This window comes from Microbispora corallina (assembly GCF_016863035.1).
Lineage (GTDB): Bacteria > Actinomycetota > Actinomycetes > Streptosporangiales > Streptosporangiaceae > Microbispora > Microbispora corallina.
In genome coordinates, this window is the sequence record NZ_BOOC01000005.1 from 107024 (window position 1) to 126252 (window position 19229).

At 73.2% G+C, this 19229-nt stretch carries 20 protein-coding genes; 12 read left to right on the top strand and 8 right to left on the bottom strand.

Going from position 1 to position 19229, the window contains the following annotated elements; genetic code table 11:
* Positions 1-320 precede the first annotated feature (320 nt).
* Both Mco01_RS08350 and Mco01_RS08355 read right to left on the bottom strand, forming a co-directional pair.
* Complete coding sequence (locus Mco01_RS08350; RefSeq protein WP_204056311.1) at positions 321-629, bottom strand: hypothetical protein; 309 nt, start codon at positions 627-629, stop codon at positions 321-323.
* Positions 630-985: 356 nt separating this feature from the next.
* Positions 986-1864 (bottom strand): SDR family NAD(P)-dependent oxidoreductase, encoded by an 879-nt coding sequence (locus tag Mco01_RS08355; protein ID WP_204056312.1) that lies wholly within the window; start codon positions 1862-1864, stop codon positions 986-988.
* Between the two features lie 140 nt (positions 1865-2004).
* On the opposite strand from Mco01_RS08355, the gene Mco01_RS08360 reads away from it, so the two are divergent.
* Positions 2005-2403 (top strand): ArsR/SmtB family transcription factor, encoded by a 399-nt coding sequence (locus Mco01_RS08360; RefSeq protein ID WP_204056313.1) that lies wholly within the window; start codon positions 2005-2007, stop codon positions 2401-2403.
* A gap of 180 nt (positions 2404-2583) precedes the next feature.
* Positions 2584-4815 (top strand): 5-methyltetrahydropteroyltriglutamate--homocysteine S-methyltransferase, encoded by a 2232-nt coding sequence (gene metE / locus Mco01_RS08365; RefSeq protein ID WP_204056314.1) that lies wholly within the window; start codon positions 2584-2586, stop codon positions 4813-4815.
* A gap of 117 nt (positions 4816-4932) precedes the next feature.
* Here the strand turns inward: metE and Mco01_RS08370 are convergent, their stop codons facing one another.
* Entirely contained in the window at positions 4933-5841 is a 909-nt protein-coding gene (locus tag Mco01_RS08370) for an ROK family protein (RefSeq protein WP_204056315.1), read from the bottom strand.
* Between the two features lie 204 nt (positions 5842-6045).
* On the opposite strand from Mco01_RS08370, the gene Mco01_RS08375 reads away from it, so the two are divergent.
* From Mco01_RS08375 to Mco01_RS08385, 3 genes are read left to right on the top strand one after another with little or no spacing between them, the layout of a single operon-like run.
* Complete coding sequence (locus Mco01_RS08375) at positions 6046-7065, top strand: sulfite exporter TauE/SafE family protein (RefSeq protein ID WP_204056316.1); 1020 nt, start codon at positions 6046-6048, stop codon at positions 7063-7065.
* A 29-nt stretch (positions 7066-7094) separates the two neighbouring features.
* Positions 7095-7256: a hypothetical protein gene (locus Mco01_RS08380; RefSeq protein ID WP_204056317.1), complete on the top strand. Its 162-nt coding sequence runs from the start codon at positions 7095-7097 to the stop codon at positions 7254-7256.
* 51 nt (positions 7257-7307) lie between these two features.
* Complete coding sequence (locus Mco01_RS08385; protein WP_204056318.1) at positions 7308-8084, top strand: aminotransferase class IV family protein; 777 nt, start codon at positions 7308-7310, stop codon at positions 8082-8084.
* 4 nt (positions 8085-8088) lie between these two features.
* Here the strand turns inward: Mco01_RS08385 and Mco01_RS08390 are convergent, their stop codons facing one another.
* The 3 genes from Mco01_RS08390 to Mco01_RS08400 form a co-directional block, all read right to left on the bottom strand.
* Entirely contained in the window at positions 8089-9054 is a 966-nt protein-coding gene (locus Mco01_RS08390; RefSeq protein ID WP_204056319.1) for an LLM class F420-dependent oxidoreductase, read from the bottom strand.
* Positions 9055-9220: 166 nt separating this feature from the next.
* Complete coding sequence (locus Mco01_RS08395) at positions 9221-9682, bottom strand: carboxymuconolactone decarboxylase family protein (RefSeq protein ID WP_239103436.1); 462 nt, start codon at positions 9680-9682, stop codon at positions 9221-9223.
* 26 nt (positions 9683-9708) lie between these two features.
* On the bottom strand, positions 9709-10578 hold the full coding sequence (locus Mco01_RS08400; protein ID WP_204056321.1) for a sigma-70 family RNA polymerase sigma factor: 870 nt from the start codon (positions 10576-10578) through the stop codon (positions 9709-9711).
* Between the two features lie 114 nt (positions 10579-10692).
* On the opposite strand from Mco01_RS08400, the gene Mco01_RS08405 reads away from it, so the two are divergent.
* Complete coding sequence (locus Mco01_RS08405; RefSeq protein ID WP_239103437.1) at positions 10693-11472, top strand: SDR family NAD(P)-dependent oxidoreductase; 780 nt, start codon at positions 10693-10695, stop codon at positions 11470-11472.
* A 36-nt stretch (positions 11473-11508) separates the two neighbouring features.
* On the opposite strand, the gene Mco01_RS08410 is transcribed toward Mco01_RS08405, so the two are convergent.
* Complete coding sequence (locus Mco01_RS08410) at positions 11509-13467, bottom strand: ABC1 kinase family protein (RefSeq protein ID WP_204056322.1); 1959 nt, start codon at positions 13465-13467, stop codon at positions 11509-11511.
* 174 nt (positions 13468-13641) lie between these two features.
* Between Mco01_RS08410 and Mco01_RS08415 the strand changes: the two genes are divergently transcribed.
* The 3 genes from Mco01_RS08415 (at position 13642) to Mco01_RS08425 (ending at position 16028) form a co-directional block, all read left to right on the top strand.
* Positions 13642-13803 (top strand): hypothetical protein, encoded by a 162-nt coding sequence (locus Mco01_RS08415; protein WP_204056323.1) that lies wholly within the window; start codon positions 13642-13644, stop codon positions 13801-13803.
* Positions 13804-13985: 182 nt separating this feature from the next.
* The gene (locus tag Mco01_RS08420) at positions 13986-15059 is read left to right on the top strand and encodes a sulfite oxidase (RefSeq protein ID WP_204056324.1); all 1074 of its coding nucleotides are present in this window, start codon (positions 13986-13988) and stop codon (positions 15057-15059) included.
* A 150-nt stretch (positions 15060-15209) separates the two neighbouring features.
* Entirely contained in the window at positions 15210-16028 is an 819-nt protein-coding gene (locus Mco01_RS08425; RefSeq protein ID WP_239103438.1) for an SAM-dependent methyltransferase, read from the top strand.
* A gap of 7 nt (positions 16029-16035) precedes the next feature.
* Here the strand turns inward: Mco01_RS08425 and Mco01_RS08430 are convergent, their stop codons facing one another.
* Entirely contained in the window at positions 16036-16671 is a 636-nt protein-coding gene (locus tag Mco01_RS08430; protein WP_204056326.1) for a TetR/AcrR family transcriptional regulator, read from the bottom strand.
* A 95-nt stretch (positions 16672-16766) separates the two neighbouring features.
* Between Mco01_RS08430 and Mco01_RS08435 the strand changes: the two genes are divergently transcribed.
* From Mco01_RS08435 to Mco01_RS08445, 3 genes are all read left to right on the top strand, one after another.
* On the top strand, positions 16767-17459 hold the full coding sequence (locus Mco01_RS08435; RefSeq protein WP_204056327.1) for an SDR family NAD(P)-dependent oxidoreductase: 693 nt from the start codon (positions 16767-16769) through the stop codon (positions 17457-17459).
* A 118-nt stretch (positions 17460-17577) separates the two neighbouring features.
* Positions 17578-17853 (top strand): isoamylase early set domain-containing protein, encoded by a 276-nt coding sequence (locus Mco01_RS08440; RefSeq protein ID WP_204056328.1) that lies wholly within the window; start codon positions 17578-17580, stop codon positions 17851-17853.
* A gap of 192 nt (positions 17854-18045) precedes the next feature.
* Entirely contained in the window at positions 18046-19227 is a 1182-nt protein-coding gene (locus Mco01_RS08445; protein WP_204056329.1) for a zinc-dependent alcohol dehydrogenase, read from the top strand.
* The last annotated feature ends 2 nt before the right edge of the window (positions 19228-19229 follow it).

The following is a 19229-nucleotide window of genomic DNA, read 5'->3' on the forward strand; positions in this document are numbered from 1 at the left end:
CTGCCAGTGCCGCGACCGCTCCTCGATCCGGGTCGCGTAAGCATGGGAGGCGAAGGCATGGCGCCGGCCGCACCGTGTGGAGTGGCGCTACCTCTGCGGCCAGCCGCCGCGTTGGGAACGTTCGCGATCGTGCTTCAACGCGAGGCGTACAGCGAAGTAAATAACCAGAAATTGGACTAGAGCGCCAAGCAGTGCAGCAAGTAAGCCCATGCCAGAAATGCCAACTGAATACATGCCTTCTCCCTCATCGGTCGCTTCATCAGCCTGCTGCAAAGAACCAGTACGAGCGCCGGGCCCGTGGGTGGTGCGCATGCGGGGGTTCACGCGCTGAGGCCGCGAAAGGGGCGTCGTCGGGCCTTGGCCATGACGATCAGGACGTCGCGCACGGTCAGCAGGGCGGCCCAGCCGCCGAGCGTGACCGCGAGAAGCTTCACCATGAGGGCGGCGTTGATCACGGCGTAGGTCCACACGGCCAGGCAGAGGAGTTGCAGGGCCAGATGAGCCGCCAGCGGGCTCCAGCCCGAGTCCAGGCCCGGGTCTCCCCAGTGCCTCCACCGGCTCCGCGGCGTCCGTTGCCGCAGAGCGGCGCCCGCCAGACGCCGACCGGCTCCTCGGATCACATCGCGCATCTGCCCATTGGAACAAGGCTCCCGTCGTTGCGGAAGAGCAACTGATCCGTAAGTGAGGTGGATGGACCCGACCAATCGGGCGGGGGCCCGGGCCCACCGAGCAGGACGCCTACTTCGCCATGGCCCGCGGCACCGACACGACCCCGCCGCTGCGCATGACCAAGGGGTTCGCCCCGTACGGAGGGTGCTGGAGCGGAAGGTCACCGTCGCGGACGTCGCCGCCGTCCACGTGGACGCGCTTGACGCGCAGATCCGCATCCTGCGGCTCAGGCGCGCGGTGCTCAGCACCGTCGCGAGGCGGCGGTCCGGCACGGAGGAGCCGCAGCCGGTGGCGGCGCTGCGCTTCTGTTCGCGGGTCAGATGCTGCGGTGGTTGCGCACAGCGGATTCGAGCTGTGACAGCTGGGGCCCGAGCGCGGCGTCGACGGCGAGCGGGTCACTGACGTGCAGCCGCTGCATGGCTCGCCGGGTGGACAGGCTGGTGTTGATCTCGTGCTCGCCGCGGCCAAGCGCGTCGAGCAGGTCGGTCACCACCTCTTCGACCGGGCGGCGGCCGAAACCCAGGTCCTCCCCCGCACCCGAGCTGTCCATCATCGCCGTGGCTGTGGCCCCGGGATACCAGGTGGCGACGTGCACGCCGGTGCCCTGAAGCTCCCGGCGCAGCGCGTGACCAAACGCGGCCAGGCCCGCCTTGGTCGCCGCATAGGTCGCGTAAAAGGGCAGCGGGAGCAGCGCCATGCCGCTGGCGATGCCCAGCACGACGCTGTCGCGCCGCAGGCCGAGGCCGTCCACGTCGGCGGAGCGCTCGGATTGGGCGGCCGCGCGCAGATCGGGCAGCAAGGCGCGCGTGAGCAGGATCGGCGCGGTCACGTTGAGACCCACCATCGCCCGCACATCCGCCACATCGCACTCTTCCAGCCGGCCCGCGCGCACGTTGCCGGCATTGTTGATCAACAAATCGACCTTGCCCAGCACCGTGCGCGCAGTGTCGGCGACCTTCTCCTCGGCCCCCTCGACGGTGATGTCGGCGGCCAGCACTTCGGCTGCGCCGCCGGCCCGCGCCACCGCCGAGGCGGTCTCCCGCAACGCCTGCTCGCGGCGCCCCACCAGCAGCAACCGGGCGCCGCGCCGGCCGAACCGTTCGGCCAGCGCGCGGCCGATCCCACTCCCCGCCCCGGTGATCACGCCAGACCGGTCGGTCATGTCGATGGGCAGCGGTGTTTCGGTCTGGGTCATGTGCGCTCCTTGGCATTGTGCGGGCCCGTTCTCACTTCTGGTCGGAGCCCGGGAAAACGTCAGCTAGTCGAGCAACAGCAGCCCCCTAGCCGTACATGTTCGGATATCCGGAACATAGCACATGTTCGGACTATGCGAACATGTTGGGCTACCATGACGGTGTGGCAAGCCGAACAGCGACCGATCTTGTGCATCCCGATCGAGAGGAACTGGTCTTTGCTCGCGTCATGGGGGCGCTGAGCGATCCGGTGCGCCTCGGTGTGGTCGCTCGCCTGGCAGAGGCCGGACCCGATGGCGAGCTGGCGTGCGGGACCATCACCACGCCGGTGAGCAAGTCCACCCAGAGCGCTCATTTCAAGATCCTCCGGGAGGCCGGAGTGATACATCAGCGAGACCAGGGAACCCGGCGCCTGAACCGGCTACGCCGAGACGACCTCGACGCTCGCTTCCCGGGCCTACTCGACCTCGCCATCGCCCACGGGCGCGACGTGATCGCCGAGTGGGCGCGCCAGCCGCAGGCGACCGAACGATCGGATTGACCGTCGTCCGGCCCCTGCTCGCCGGATGGACACGTCTTGAGCCCTCCGCGGGTCCAGTCCATGACGACGGCATGCCCCGGTCGAAGTGATCCATAAGGGGGGTGAATGGATCCGGCTCTGTCAGGTTCGGCGCGGGGAGGATGCGTGGCGTCCTGTTGATCTGGCGAACGAGGAGCCGGCATGACATCGTCCTTTCCCGCATCGACCGTGCTCGGGTATCCGAGGATCGGGCCGCACCGGGAGTTGAAGCGGGCGCTGGAGGCGTACTGGGAGGGGCGTTCCTCCTGGGAGGAGCTGGAGGACGCGGGACGGCGGCTGCGTGCGGACACCTGGCGGCGGCTCGCCGAGCTGGGTCTGGGGGCGGTGCCGTCCGGCACGTTCTCCTTCTACGACCACGTGCTCGACACCGCCGTGCTGCTCGGCGCCGTCCCCGACCGCTACCACGCCATCACCGAGCAGCACGCCTACTTCGCCATGGCCCGCGGCACAGACACGACCCCGCCGCTGCGCATGACCAAGTGGTTCGACACGAACTATCACTACATCGTGCCTGAAATCGGGCCGGACGTCCGGTTCGGGCTCGCGCCGGACAAGATCCTCGGCGAGATCCGTCAGGCGCGCGAGCTGGGCCTGGAGACGCGCCCCGTGCTGGTCGGGCCGGTGACGTTCCTGCTGCTGGCCGAGGCCGCGGCGGACGCCCCGCCCGGGTTCGCGCCGCTCGACCGGCTGGACGAGGTGGTGGAGGTCTACGCGTCGCTGCTGGGCGTCCTCGCGGCCGAGGGCGTCGGCTGGGTCCAGCTGGACGAGCCCGCCCTCGTGGCCGACCGTACGGAGGCCGAGCTCGCCGCCGTGACCTCCACGTACGGACGGCTCGGTTCGCTGACGGAGCGGCCCGCGCTGTTCGTGGCGTCCTACTTCGGCCCCCTGGGCGAGGCGCTCCCCGTGCTGGCGGCCACACCGGTCGAGGCCGTCGGGGTGGACCTGGTACGCGGCGGCACGCGGGGCCTGGAGACGCTGGCGGGCAAGACGGTCGTCGCGGGGGTCGTGTCCGGGCGGGACGTCTGGCGCACCGACCGGGAGCGCGCCCTCGCCACGCTGCTCGCCGTCCGGGAGCACGCGGATCACGTGGTCGTCGGCACGTCGTGCTCGCTGCTGCACGTGCCATACGACGTGGAACGGGAGACGGACCTCGATCCGGCGCTGCGGCGGCGCCTGGCGTTCGCCGAGCAGAAGGTCGCCGAGGTGGTGGAGCTGGCCGGCCTGCTCGCCGCGACCCCGGCCGCACCAACTCCGGACGACGGCCCTGCCGCCGCAGATCCCGCGACCGCCGGCCCCGGGCCGGCGCCGGCGCCGGTTCGTAGCCCGTACGAGGTGCGGGCGGCGGCGCAGGCGGCGCACCTTCGGCTGCCGGTCCTCCCGGTCACCACGATCGGCTCGTTCCCCCAGACGGGCGAGCTGCGGCGGGCCCGGGCGGCGGTGGCGGCGGGCGAGCTGGACGAGGCCGCGTACGAGACCCTCGTACGCGCCGAGATCGAACGGGTCGTCGCCCTCCAGGAACGGCTCGGTCTCGACGTGCTCGTCCACGGGGAGCCCGAGCGCAACGACATGGTGCAGTACTTCGCCGAGCAGCTCGACGGGTTCGCCGTCACCCGTCACGGCTGGGTCCAGTCGTACGGCTCCCGCTGCACCCGCCCGCCGATCCTGTACGGCGACGTGCGGCGGCAGGAGCCGATCACGGTCAGGTGGACCCGGTACGCGCAGTCGCTCACGAGCAAACCGGTCAAGGGCATGCTGACCGGCCCGGTGACCATCGTCGCGTGGTCGTTCGCCCGCGACGACCTGCCGCTGCGCGACGTCGTGGTCCAGGTGGCGGACGCCGTACGCGACGAGGTGCGCGACCTGGAGGCGGCGGGCGTGTCCGTCATCCAGGTGGACGAGCCGGCGCTGCGCGAGCTCATGCCGTTGCGGCGGCGGGACCAGGACGCGTACCTGCGCTGGGCCGTGGACGCCTACCGCAGGGCCACCTCGGGCGCCGGCGACCGCACGCAGATCCACACCCACCTGTGCTACTCGGACGCCGACGAGATCCTCGCCGCGATCGACGCACTGGACGCCGACGTCACCAGCATCGAGTCGGCCCGGTCGGGCGGCCGGATCCTCGGCGAGCCCGCCGTCCGCCGCTTCGGCCGGGGGCTCGGGGCCGGGGTCTACGACATCCATTCGCCGCGCGTGCCCGCCGCGGAGGAGGTCGAGGAGTCACTGCGGGCCGCGACGCGGGCACTGCCCGCGGGCCGGGTCTGGGTCAACCCCGACTGCGGCCTGAAGACCCGGACGTACGACCAGGTGGAGGCGGCGCTCGCCAACGTGGTGCGCGCCGCGCGCCGCCTCCGCGAGGAACTGGGCGCCGGCTGACGAGCCCGTGCCCGCACGCTCGCCGCGCCCGGCCCTCCGCAGAAAACCGGGCGCCGGCCGGAGAGGACGAACCCGGCGGCGGGGTCGAATCCCGGGCGCCGGGTGGCCGGGGCCCGGCTACGCCTGGGGGGCGAGCAGCACGAGGGCCGCGGCGCCGAACAGGCCGGCGTCGCGGTCCAGGGAGGTGCGGTCCACCCGCAGGCGGCGCAGGAAGCCCATGCCGGCGTCGCGGGCGACCGCCTCGCGGAGCGGGTCGAAGAGGGTCGGGCCCGCGGCGGCCACGCCCCCGCCGATGACGACGTGGTCCAGGTCCACGAGGGCGGACGCGGTGAGGATGGCCGTCGCGAGGGCGTCGGCGGCGCGCCGGAAGGCGGCCAGCGCCACGGGATGCCCGGCGGCGGCGTCCGCGGCGAGCGCCCGGGCGTCCGGGCCGGTCCAGCCGTTCGCGGCGGCCCACCGCACCATGCTGGGGCCGCTGGCGAGGAGTTCGACGCAGCCGACCCCTCCGCAGGGGCAGGCGTCGCCGCCGGGGTCGACGGTGATGTGCCCGATGTGTCCGGCGTTGCCGGTCGGCCCAACGTACGGCACGCCGTCGATCACGAAGCCGCCGCCCACGCCGGTGGAGACGACCATGCCGAGCAGCGTCCGGGGACGCTCCCGCTCCGGGAGACCCCGCCACCACTCCCCGAGCGCCATGCACTGGGCGTCCCCGGCCAGCCGTACGGGCCGTCCGGGCAGCATCCGCGCGAGCGCGTCCACGAGCGGGAAGCCCCGCCAGGACGGGATGTTGACCGGGCTCACCGTGCCCTTCACCGGGTCGAGCGGCCCGGCCGAGCCGATTCCGACGCCGCCGATCCGGGCCTCGGGCACCTCGGCGGTGACCCGGGCGACGACCTCGGCCAGGACGGCGTCCGCGGAGTCCGGGCCGCGCAGCGGCACCTCGGCGCGGACGAGGATCTCCCCGTCGGGGGTGACGGCCGCGGCGGCGAACTTCGTGCCGCCGATGTCCACGGCGAGGACGGTCACACGCCCACCCCGTCCGCGGCCTCCGGGTCACGGCAGGTCCTCACACGTGCTCCTCTCGCCGGGGTGCGGCCACCGTCCGCGCACCGGGATGGGCGCGGGCACGGTACATCGTCGATGACAACGATGTCACCAGTGTCCTCCTCCACCCTGCCGACCGCCACCGAGGGGTATCCGTAATTCCGATGGGTTAGGTAGGGTAAAGGGATGCACTTCGACTTCACCATGGCGATCGGTTCCTTCCTGGTCGCCGTCGTCGTCGGGCTGACCGGCATGGGCGGCGGCGCCCTGATGACGCCGATGCTCGTCACGTTCTTCGGCGTCCCCCCGCTGACGGCGGTCTCCAGCGACCTGGTGGCCGCCGCCGTGATGAAGCCGGTCGGGAGCCTCGTCCACCTGCGCAGGGGGACGGTCGACCTCCGGCTCGTGAAGTGGCTGTGCGCCGGCTCGATCCCCTCGGCGTTCTGCGGAGTGCTCCTCGCGCGTGCCCTCGGAGACGGCGACGGCGTCCAGACCGTCGTGCAGATCGGCATGGGGATCGCCCTGCTGATCGCGGCCGGGGGGCTCGCCGTGCGCGGCTACCTGGCGATGCGCGACAGGGCGGAGGGCCGCACCCCGGAGACCGGCCGCCGGACGGCCGCGCCGGGCGAGCCCGCCGCCACGGACCTGCCCGCCGTGACCGTACGGCCGCTGGCGACGGCCGCCGTCGGCGCCGCGGGCGGCCTCGTCGTCGGCATGACCTCGGTCGGCTCGGGCTCACTGATCATCGTCGCCCTGCTGGCCCTCTATCCCGCGCTCAAGGCCAACCAGCTCGTCGGGACCGACCTGGTCCAGGCCGTGCCGCTCGTGATGTCGGCCGCCCTCGGCCACCTGCTGTTCGGCGATTTCGAGCTGTCGGTCACCGCGGCCCTGCTGGCCGGCTCGATCCCCGGCGTCTACCTGGGCTCGCGCATCTCGTCCCGGGCGCCGGGCGGCCTGATCCGCCGCGCGCTCGCGTTCGTGCTGCTGGCCTCGGCGCTGAAGATGTTCAGCGTCGGCACCACGGCGACCGTCTGGGTCCTCGGCGCCGTCCTGCTGGCCGCCCCCGCCGTCTGGACGGTCCTGCGGGTGCGCTGCGGACTGCCGGCGCTGCCCTGGCGGGAGGCGAGACGAACCGCGAGCCCGGGAAATGACGACGGCCGCCCGGCGGACGGCGGCGACCGGTCGGCACTCCAGCGCGCCGAGTAGCCCGCCGCTCCGCTGTAGTCCCCCACGCCGTGGATCTCCTGCAGGAGCAGCAGCCCGGGGCCCTGTACGCGGGCGGGGATCCACAGGTGCAGGTCGAACTCGCCGTCCTGCACGGTCACGGGCTGCGTGCCGTACGGGAGCCTGGGGCCGGGTCGCCGGGTCGCCGGGTCGCCGGGTCGTGCCGATCGTGATCCTCTGACCCGGTGCCGCGGTCCGCGCCGCCTGGTTTTACGGTGGAGATCGTGGTCTTCCGAATTGAGATCGACGGTCGTCCCCCCACGGTCGACACGCTCGTCCATCCCGCGCTGTCGAACTACGGGCACTTCACGGCCATGCAGGTCAGGGACGGCCGCACCCGCGGCCTCGACCTCCACGTGGCCCGGCTGGACGCGTCCACCCGCGAGCTGTTCGGCGCCGGCCTCGACGGCGACCTGGTCCGCGCGCGCATCCGGCACGCCCTCGGCGACGACGTGCGCGACGCGTCGGTCCGGGTGGTCGTCCACTGGCCCGAGGGCGCCGAAGCGGCGACACTCCTCGTGACCGTGCGGCCGCCCGCGCCCCCGCCGTCCCGGGCGCAGAGCCTGAAGTCCGTGCCGTACCAGCGGCCGGCGGCCCACATCAAGCACCTCGGCGGGTTCGGGCAGACCTACTACGGCCTCCTCGCCGCGCGGGAGGGGTTCGACGACGCGCTGCTCACCGCGCCGGACGGGACCGTCGCGGAGGGCGGCATCACCAACATCGGCTTCTTCGACGGCGCCTCGGTCGTCTGGCCCGACGCCCCCTGCCTGCACGGCATCACCATGCAGCTGCTGGAGCCCCGGCTCCCCGCCGCGGGGATCGGATCGCGACGCGGACCGGTACGGCTGGCGGACGTGCCCGCGTACCGGTCCGTCATCGTGACCAACTCCCACGGGGTCGCGCCGGTGGAGCGCATCGACGACATGCGGCTGCCGGTGGACGAGGCGTTCGTGAAGACGGCCGTCGAGACGTACGAGTCCGTCCCCTGGGACGTGATCTGACCGCCTAGAGCCGCCGCAGGGCGGGCAGGAGCTCCTTCTCGGACCACTCGAAGAACTCGCGCTGGTGCTCGTGCCCGATCTGCACGAGGGCGACGTGGGTGAACCCGGCGTCGGTGTACTTTCCGACCGCCTCGACGACGGCGTCCACGTCCGCCCCGCACGGCACCTTCTCGGCCACGTCCTCGGGCCGCACGGTCTCGGCGCCCGCCGCGAAGTTGACCGGGGCGGGCAGCTCCGCCATCACCTTCCAGCCGGCCACCGACCAGCGCCACAGGCGGTGCGCCCGCTCGACGGCAGCGTCCCTGTCCTGGTCGTAGGAGATCGCGAGCTGGCCGTACACCGGTTTGCCCTCGCCGCCGGAGGCCCCGAACTTCTGCACCAGCGAGGCGTTCGGGTCGACCGACACCAGCCCGTCGCCCAGCTCGGCCGCGACGTCGGCCGACTGGTCGCCGGAGGCCGCGACGGCGATCGGCACCGGCCGTTCCGGCAGGTCGAACAGCCGGGCGGAGTCGATGTCGAAGTACTCGCCCCGGTAGTTCCGGTAGCCGCCCTGGAACAGCTCCTTGATGATCTCGATGGCCTCCCGGAACATCTCGTGCCGCGTGTTCACGGGAGGCCAGCCGTGGCCCACGACGTGCTCGTTGAGGTTCTCCCCCGCGCCCAGGCCGAGGGTGAACCGGCCCTCGCTCAGCACGCCCATCGTGGCGGCCTTCTGCGCCACGACGGCCGGGTGGTAGCGCATGATGGGGCAGGTCACGTACGTCATCATCGGCAGGCGCTCGGTCGCCTGGGCCACCGCTCCGAGGATCGACCAGGCGTAGGGCGAGTGGCCCATCTCCTCCAGCCACGGGAAGTAGTGGTCGGAGATGACGGCGTAGTCGAAGCCCACCCGCTCCGCCGTCACGGCGTCGTCCACCAGCTGCCTTGCGGGCGTCTGCTCGCACATGAGGGTGTATCCGATCTCAGCCATACCGCGACCCCTACCCATGGATTCCCGGGTCTCCCTGCCGCCCGCCCCTGTCTTTACCCGCCGGTCGTACGGCGGGCGGCTCGGCGGCGTCCCGGAGCTCCGGGACGCCGCCGAGCCTGGTCAGGCCGGGGAGCACGTCGGGGCGACGGCCCCGCGATCCCGGATGTCAGGCCGCCTGGCCGGCGGGCGGCGGCTTGAGGACGAGGGCGACGTTCATCCAGAACCCGGCCGAGGCGATCACGGCCGCCAGGGTGGCCTGGGCCTTCTCGTCGTAGTGCTCGGCGACCTCCGCGAACAGGTCGTCCGGCACCCGCTCCTCCCCCCGCGGATTCGGCTGGAACACGGCGTCGGTCAGCGCCAGCGCGGCCCGCTCCGCGTCGGTAAAGCACGTCGCGTCCCCCCAGGACGCCACGCACGCGATCCGCTCCTCGGACTCGCCGGCCCTCCGCAGGTCCGAGGTGTGCCGCAGGACCTGGTAGGTGTTGCCGACGAGCTGGCCGGCACGCAGGTAGACCAGGCTGATCGTGCCCGACGGCACCGATCCGTTCCCGGTCGCCTTGAGCAGCGCGCGCGCCACCTCCTGGATCTCGGGCACCAAGGTGTTGATCTCGGGTATCCGTATCGCCACGGAGTCCTCCCTGTTCGTCGAAGTGGTCATCTGTCAGAGCCCGCGCCGGGGGCCGATGTGACAGAGCGGACGCGATCCGGGTCGCCGATGCCGTCGATGGCCACGATCCTGTCCTCCACGACCGTGAAGACCAGCAGGGCGAACGGCTGCCCGTCGCGGCTGACCACCGCGCCGACCGCGCCGTCGACCAGCACGGGGTGCAGCCGGCCGCCGCGGCCGCCGCCGGTCTGCCTGGCCACCGCCGCGGCGCCGCGGATGACGGCCGGCACCCCGTCGGGGCCGAAGTCGGTGCGCAGGACGACGTCGGGGTCGAGGATCCGGACGAGGGCGTCGAAGTCGCCGGCTCGCGCTGCCGCGAGGAAGGCGTCCACCACCTGCCGCTGCCGCGCCAGGTCGGGATCCGGGGCCTCGGCGCCGTTCACGCGGCGCCGTGCCCGGCTGGCCAGTTGCCGCGTGGCGGCCGGGGTGCGGCCCAGGATGCCGGCGATCTCCTCGAACGGCAGCTCGAACATGTCGTGCAGCACGAACGCCAGCCGCTCGGCCGGGCTGAGCCGGTCGAGCACCACCAGCATGGCCAGGCCGACCGAGTCGGCCAGCAGGGCCTCCTGCTCGGGGCCGAGGCCGGCGTCCGGGACGGCGACCGGTTCCGGCAGGCCGGGATCCTCCCGCCGGCGCCGTCGCGAGCGCAGCATGTGCAGGCACTCCCGGGCGACGACGGTGGTCAGCCAGGCGCCGAGGTCGTCGATCCGGTCCACGTCGGATCGGCTCAGCCGCAGCCACGCGTCCTGGACGGCGTCGTCGGCCTCGGCCGGCGAGCCGAGCATCCGGTAGGCCACCTCCCGCAGCCGGGGCCGGTGCCGTTCGAACCGTTCCGCCAGCCACTCGGTCTCGTCCATCGGACACACCTTCCTCTCATCCACGGAGATGAACCCACGGACACGGCGAATGTGACAGAAGGGCCCACGCCGGCGCCTCGGAGGCTCCCGGCCGGTAGCGGTTAGGGTCGGATCATGGCGAGTCGTTCGTACGTGGTGACCGGCGGGGGACGCGGCATCGGGAGGGCGGCGGTGGAGCGGCTCCTGGCCGATCCCGCCGCCGTGGTCGTGGCGATCGAGCGGGACCCGGCCGCCCTGGAGTGGACGGCGGACCACCCGGCGGGCTCCCGCGTGGCGGCCGTGACCGGCGACGCGGGCGACGAGGCGGTGGCCGGGAAGGCGGCCGACCTGGCGGAGGCGGCCGCGCCGCTCGCGGGCTGGGTCAACAACGCGGCCGTCTTCCGGGACGCCTCGGTGCACACCTCGTCCGCCGCCGAGATCCTGGAGCTCGTCGAGGTCAACCTCGCCGCCCCGCTCGCCGGCTGCGCCACGGCCGTCCGGCGGTTCCTGGCCGCGGGGACGCCGGGGGCGATCGTGAACGTGTCCTCCCACCAGGCCCGGCAGGCCGTCCCCGGCTGCACGCCGTACGTCACGGCCAAGGCGGCGATCGAGGGGCTGACGAGGGCGCTGGCCGTGGAGTACGGCCCCCGGGGCGTCCGCGTCAACGCCGTGGCGCCCGGCTCGGTGACCACCGAGCGGTATGAGGGGTTCCTCGCCTCGCTCGACCCGGCCGCGGCGGCCCGGGTGGAGGAGGAGATGGGGCGGCTGCACCCCCTCGGCCGGGTCGCCCGGGCCGACGAGGTGGCGGCCGTGATCGCCTATCTGCTGTCGGACGGCGCCTCGTTCGTCAACGGCGCCACCGTGCCCGTGGACGGCGGACGGTCGGTCCTGGCCCGCGACCCCGAGGCGCACTGACCTGGGCACGGCGGACCCGCCGCACGACGGCGGGTCTCAGTCCTCGCGGCGTTCCCGGAAGACGACCACAAGGACGCGGAGCGCGAGGATCCCGCTCACGACGAGCAGGTTGTATCCGATGAGCTGGTAGAGGCCGACGGCGTCGGTCACCCGCGGCCCGCCGCCGGCGCCGAGCAGGAGCACGGCCATGATCCCCGCGGTGGCGGCGAGCACCGTGAGGAGCACCTGGTGCAGCAGGCCGGTCAGGTGCCTGCGGTCCCGGGCGTCGGCGAGCAGGCGGACGTTGACGCTGAACCGGCCGTTCTCGGCCGCGCCGACGATCCGGTCCACGCTGCGCGGCAGCCGCCGCAGCAGGGGCAGCAGGCGCACGACCTCCTGGGTGACGAGCGTGCGGACCTGGTCACGGTCGCCGGGCACGGGCAGGTGCCGGCCGGCGAAGCGGCGCGCCTCCTCCACGATGTCGAACCCGGGAGCCAGGCGGGCGAGCGTCCCCTCGACCGTCCCGAGGGCCCGGAACACGGCGGCCACCTCTGGAGGCACCGACAGCCCGTGGGCGAAGACGATCCGGAAGAGGTCGCCGAACATCTGGACGTCAGGGGTCACGCCCGGCACGAGGTGCCTCGCCATGAAACGCCCGATCGCCCGTTCCAGCTCGCGCTCGTCGATCTCGTCGGGGCGGGGCACCAGCTCCAGCAGCGCGTCGCCGACGCCCATCGGGTCGGCCCGGTCCAGCGCGGCGAGCAGGCGTTGCAGCGAGGCCCGGACCGACGCGTCGAGCCGCCCGACCGACCCGAAGTCGAGCAGCGCGAGACGCCCGTCCGCCAGCAGCATGATGTTCCCGGGATGCGGGTCGGCGTGGAAGACGCCGTGCAGCAGGATCTGCTCCAGCAGCGTGTGCAGGAGGGTGGTGGCCGCCTCCCGCCGTTCGCGGTCGCCCAGCCCGTCCTGGGCGGCGCCGAGCGGGGTGCCGTCCAGCCGCTCCATCACCAGCAGGCGGCGACCGCTCAGCTGCGGATACGGCGTGGGCGTCCGTACGTCCGGCCGCGCCGAGGTGGCGGCGACGGCCGCCATGTTCGTCGCCTCCACGCGGAAGTCCAGTTCCTCGCGCAGCGCCTGGGCGAACCCCCGGGCGAGGTCCCCGAGGCCGACGCCCCGGGCCCAGCGGGTGCGCCGCTCCGCCGTACGGGCGAGGCGGGCGACGATGTCGAGATCCCGCTCGACGACGGGCGCGATGCCCGGCCGCTGCACCTTGACCACGACCTCCTCACCGGACGGGAGGCGGGCGAGGTGGACCTGCGCGATCGAGGCCGCCGCGAGCGGCTCGCGCTCGAAGAAGGCGAACGTCTCGTCCACCGGCCCGCCCAGCTCGTCGGCGAGCACACGCTCGATCTCCTCCCAAGGCGCCGGCTCGACCCTGTCCTGCAGCAGGCGCAGCTCGTCCACGAACTCCGGGGGCAGCAGGTCGCCGCGCGTCGACAGGACCTGTCCCAGCTTCACGAACGTGACCCCGCCCTCGTCCAGGGCCCTGCGGAGCGAGCGGGCCAGCCGGGCCCGGCTGGAGGGCGCGTCGAGGTCCGGGTCACGGCCCCGCAGATAGGGGCCGAGGCCGTGGCGGACGAGGATGCGCGTGATGCGGAGGTAGCGCCGCGAGCGCAGCAGTGCGCGCCTGGCCGCCCTCACCAGCTCGACCGGGCCGGGCACCGAACCCGTGGGCACCAGGGCCTCGGCGATCACCAGGAACACCATCGAGGCCAGCAGCGCGCACGCCACCGCCAGGATGAGGAACCACAGCGGCGCGATGCCCGGCTCGTCCGATGACACCGAGCCGGCGAGGATCCGGCCGACCGGGCCGGCCAGCAGGACGGCCAGGCCGCCGCCGAGCAGCGTCCGCACGACGCCGAAGCGCAGGCCGAGGAGCCGCCGGGCGGCCAGGGCGAAGCCGATGACCAGCAGGACGACCGTCGCCGCGACGACGACCCACACCAACGCGTCCACAGTCGCCCCCGTCCGGTCGCGGTCGTCCGCGGATGATCGCGGCCACTCTAGCCCGGTCCCGACGATCTGAAGAAGGCAAGTAACCGATGAAATAAAGTTGACCAGTTACTGGTTGACGACTAGCGTTGTAACTGCCGAAATCAACAAAGCCAGTCACGACGTCTGGAGCCGATCATGTACAACGACTACGCGCTCGCCACGGAACGCGCCTCCGAGCTGCGCCGGGAGGCCGGAGAGGCCCGGCTCGTCCACCGCCTCGCCTCCGCCCGCCGCTGGTCCCGCCTCGCCTCCTGGGCACAGGACCACGCGGCACGCGCGAGCCGCCACCTGGGCTGACCCTCGCCCCCGGACCACGCTCCCGTAAGCGAGCCGCCCACCCGGCCGGCCCCCGCCTCGGCGACCCGCACCCCGCCTCCCCGCTCGTCCCGTCTACCGTGGAGAAGGGGCGCCCCCGGCCCCGCGCCGTACGCCTCACGGGGTCCTCACCGCGTGAGGCGCCTCACGAGCGGAGGTGCGCGATGGCGGGACGGACGCTCACGCGGACGACGCGGCCGGTGGTGAAGCCCACCCCGGCCGGCCTGATGGAGGACGCCGGCAGCGGCCTCGACTACGGGACCCGGCCCGACCGCATGCCGGGCTTCCTCACCCCGGTGGACCGCTTCTTCGTCCGCAACCACGCGCCCACCCCGGTGATCGACCCCGCCGCCTGGACGCTGCGCGTCGACGGCGCCGGCGTCCGCCGCCCGATCACCTACACGTACGACGAGCTGTGGCGCCGGTTCCCGCTGCTGTCCGTCGTCCGGACGCTGGAGTGCGCGGGCAACCGGCGCCGGCTGTTCGGCGAGGAGCAGGGCGCGCCCTTCGCGGGAGTCTCGTGGGGACGTGGCGCGATCGGCACGGCCGAGTGGACCGGCGTCTGCCTGCGCGACCTGCTCGAACCGGCCGGGATCACCCCGGACGCCCGCGAGGTGATGCCCGAGTCGCTGGACGAGGCACGCGCCCGCCGGCCGCTCCCCCTCGCCAAGGCGCTCGCCGGCGACACCCTGCTCGCGCTCGCGATGAACGGCGAGCCGCTGCCGCCCGACCACGGGTTCCCCGCCCGCGTCGTGGTCCCGGGCTGGCTCGGGGCGGCGAGCATCAAATGGGTGGGCAGGATCGAGGTCTCCGACCGCCCCCTGCGCGTCCCGTGGACCACGGAGGACTACGTCATCGTCACCCCGGACCGCCCCGCCCCCGTGCCCATCACCGAGACGCCGGTGGCGAGCCTGGTGGAGCTGCCCTGGCCGGCCCGGCTGCCCGCCGGCCCCCGTCTGGTCAGGGGCCGGGCGTACGCCGGGGAGAGCCGCGTCGCCACGGTCGAGTACCGCCTGGACGACGGCCCCTGGCGAACCGCCGACCTGGAGGCTCAGGGCGGCCGCGGCGTGTGGGCGCGCTGGGAGTTCCCCTGGGATCCCGCCCCCGGCGACCATGTCGTCCGGGTCCGGGCCACCGACGAACGGGGCCGCCGGCAGCCCGACCGGACACCCTGGAACGCCCTCGGCTACTGTCACAACTCGGTCCTCGCCCACCCCGTCACGGTGACGGCGCGCTGAGATCGGAAACGGATCGGTCGAAAGCGCTATACGCCGGAGATTCGCCCATCAGGCCACCGAATGCGGAAATTCATTTCATTTTCCGGTAGCGACTCCTATGCTCGCGGAAGGTGCACGTTCAGCCCCGAGTATCCGGGAAGGAGCGGACGCGTGACCGACGACGGCGCGGCGCCCCAGGGCATCGACGCGCACATCCCGAACGCGGCGCGCATGTACGACTACTTCCTGGGCGGCAAGGACAACTTCCCGATCGACCGTGAGGCCGCCGAGCGCGTCCTGAAGGTCGCCCCGGAGGCCCGCGAACTGGCCCGCCGGAACCGGGCCTTCATGCGGCGGGCCGTGCGCCACCTGGTGTCGGAGGCCGGGATCCGGCAGTTCGTGGACATCGGCACCGGCCTGCCGACCAAGGGCAACGTGCACGAGGTGGCCGCCGAGGTGGACCCGGGCACCCGTGTGGTCTATGTGGACAACGACCCGGTCGTGCTCACCCACTCCAGGGCGCTGCTGTCCAACGCCACCAACACGGTCACCGTCCGCGGCGACCTGCGCGACCCGGAGGACATCCTCACCAACCCGGAGCTTGAGGCGCTGCTCGACTTCTCCGAGCCGGTCGCCGTCCTGCTCGTCGCCGTCCTGCACTTCCTGCCCGACTCCGACAAGCCCGGCGACCTGATCCGCAGGCTGCGGGACGGCCTGCCGGAGGGCAGCTACCTCGTCATGTCCCATGTCACGGCCGAGGAGCGGGCCGGGGCCGCGCATCTGGGGGCGTCGGTCTACAGCCGCGCCAGCGCCGCCGTGACCCTGCGGAGCCGGGCGCGGATCAGCGAGCTGTTCGACGGATTCGAGCTGGTCGAGCCCGGACTCGTCCGGCTCGACGAGTGGCATCCGGAGCCGGACGCCTCCTCCGGCGACTTCGGCGGCAAGGAGCTGCCGACCTGGTTCCTCTGCGGCGTCGGCCGCGCGCTCTGACCGGATCTCACCGCTCGGACAGCAGCGCCGTCAGCTCCTCGGCGCCCAGCGGGGGCTCGGACAGGTCGTGGGCGTTCTCCGCCCGCAGGGCGTCCAGCATGAGCTCCAGGTGGCGCCGCCACAGCCCGGGCCGTACGGACGCGGTCATCTCGTGTACTCGCGACGCGCCCCAGACGACGAACGACAGGTCGGACAGCGTGAAGTCGGCCCGCAGCCGGCCCGCGGCCCTGGCCCGGTCGATCACGCCCGTCGTGAGCCGGTAGACGTCGGCCCTGACGTCGCCCGCCTCCTTCCCCTCCAGCACCCGCCGGCAGGCGAGGTCCTCGAAGGCCCGGTCGCCGGCCTGCGTCTCGCAGACCCGGCGCAGGTAGTGGACGAACGCCTCCCAGGGATCCGCGACGGCCGCGGCCTCCCGTCCGATGTCGGCCCAGGCCCGCAGCTTCTCCAGCAGGATCGCGTCGACCAGGTCGGCCCGGGCGGGGAAGTGCCGGTACAGCGTGCCGATCGCCACCCCGGCCCGCCGGGCCACGGCCTCCAGCGGGGCGTCGGCGCCGCGCTCCGCCAGCACCTCGCGGGCCGCCGCGAGCAGGGCCTCCCGGTTGCGGACGGCGTCGCGGCGGAGTGGGCGGGTCTCGGCGGTCACGGTCGCCATCCTACCGAAGTCGAGGCACATCCTCAGGTTCGTGCTACCGTACGCAGAAAACGTGAGGCATACCCTCGACTTCTGGAGGACCTGGCATGAGACCGACCATCGTGATCATCGGGGCCGGCCCGCGGATCGGCATGGCGACCGCCCGCCGCTTCGGGGCGGAGGGGTTCAGGGCCGCCCTCGTCGCCCGGGACGCCGGACGCCTGGACCGGCACGTCCGCGAGCTCGGCGCCGAGGGGATCGAGGCCCGGGCCTTCCCCGCCGACGCCGCCGACCCGGCGGCCCTGGAGGAGGCGCTGGCGGAGATCCAGCGCGAGATCGGGCCCGCACAGGTGCTGCTCCACAACGCGGCCGGCGCGCCGAAGGGCCTGGCCCCGGCCCTGGACGTCACCGTGGACAGCGCGCGGGACGCGTTCGGGGTCACCGTGCTGGCCGCGGTCACGGCCGTGCGGGCCGTCCTTCCGGCGATGGTCGAGCGCGGGTCGGGCACGCTGCTGTTCACCTCGGGCGTGTCGGCGATCCACCCCATCCCGTACCTGGGCAACGTGGGGATCGCGGTCGCCGGCCTGCGCAACTACGCGCTGGCCCTCGCCGAGGCGCTCGACGGGACGGGGGTGCGGGTCGGCCACCTGCCCATCGCGGCCGTGGTCGCGCCCGGCTCCCCCGCGTCGCCGGAGACCGTGGCCGAGACCCACTGGAGCATGCACGAGGGAACGCAGGGGACCGAGGTGGTCCTGGGCGACGTCGCGCTGGTCCGGGCGGCCGTCGCGCGGCTCGGCTGACGCCGGGAGAGACACGCGAAAAGGTTGGTGAAAATTGTGTTACGTACCGCGTGTCCCATTTCTCCCACTAGACGCGGCACGCCACCCTGTGGGCATCCCGGCTCCTGGGGAGGATCCCATGCTCAAGCGGTCCCGGCTTTTCGGACAGAAGACCCGCGTCACATTCGCCCTGCCCGCCGACCAGCCCGACGGAGTTGTCAGCGTCGTCGGCGACTTCAACGACTGGCGGCCCGGCCACCACGAGCTGCTGCGCCGGCGGAGCGGCATCCGCAGCGTCTCGATCATCCTGCCGCCCGGCGCGCACCGCTTCCGCTACCTCGCCACCGGCGGGCTGTGGTTCGACGACGAGAGCGCCGACCTCATCGACGACCACGGCAGCGTCGTCCACCTCTGACGCACCCGCACCGCCCCGGGACGCCCTCCCGGGGACCGGGCCGTTTCCCCCTCCCGACCGGGGGCATACGTGGACCTGGCGCGCGGCGGACCGGCGGCAGCCGCTCCCTCCGGCACCGCCCGGCCCCCGCCCGGGGCCCGCCGTCGCGCAGTGAGGGCCCGTACGGGCCGATCGACGACGCGGGAGGGCACGATGAAGGCAGTCACCTGGCACGGGAAGCGGGACGTCCGCGTCGAGGAGGTCCCCGACCCCGCCATCAAGGAACAGACCGACGCGATCGTCCGGGTGACCACCACGGCCATCTGCGGTTCCGATCTCCACCTGTACGAGATCCTCGGCCCGTTCATCGGCGAGGGGGACGTCCTCGGCCACGAGCCGATGGGGATCGTCGAGGAGGTGGGGGCGCAGGTCACCCACATCGCCCCCGGCGACCGGGTGGTGATCCCGTTCAACATCTCCTGCGGCCACTGCTACATGTGCGACCGCGAGCTCTTCGCGCAGTGCGAGACCACCCAGGTCCGGGAGTACGACACGGGCGCCGCCCTGTTCGGCTACACCAAGCTGTACGGCGAGGTCCCGGGCGGCCAGGCCGAGTATCTCCGGGTTCCGCAGGCCCACTTCGGCCCGATCAAGGTGCCGGAGGGCCCGCCGGACGAGCGCTTCGTCTACCTGTCCGACGTGCTGCCCACCTCGTGGCAGGCCGTGGAGTGGGCGGAGGTGCCCGACGGCGGCAGCGTGACCGTCTTCGGCCTCGGGCCCATCGGGCAGATGTCGGCCCGCGTCGCCCGGTACCGCGGCTACCGCGTGATCGGGGTGGACGTCGTCCCCGAGCGGCTGGAGATGGCGCGCCGGCACGGCATCGAGGTGATCGACGGATCGCAGGTCGACGACGTGCCCGGGGCCGTACGGTCGATGACCGGCGGGCGGGGCACCGACTCGGTCATCGACGCCGTGGGCATGGAGGCCCACGGCTCGGCGGGCGGCAAGCTCGCCCAGACGATGACCTCGCTGCTCCCGGACCGGGCCGCGGCCGCGCTGATGACCCGCGCCGGCGTCGACCGGCTCGCCGCCCTGCAGCAGGCCATCGAGACCGTGCGGCGCGGCGGCACGATCTCGGTCAGCGGCGTGTACGGCGGGATGACCGACCCGCTGCCGATGCTGCAGATGTTCGACAAGGGCGTGGCGCTGCGGATGGGCCAGGCGCACGTCAAGCGGTGGATCGACGACCTCATGCCGCTGGTGACCGACGACGCCGACCCCCTGGGCGTGGAGGACCTCGCCACCCACGTGCTGCCCCTCGACGAGGCGCCGCACGGGTACGAGATCTTCCAGAAGAAGGAGGACGGCGCGATCAAGGTCCTGCTCCAGCCCTGAGC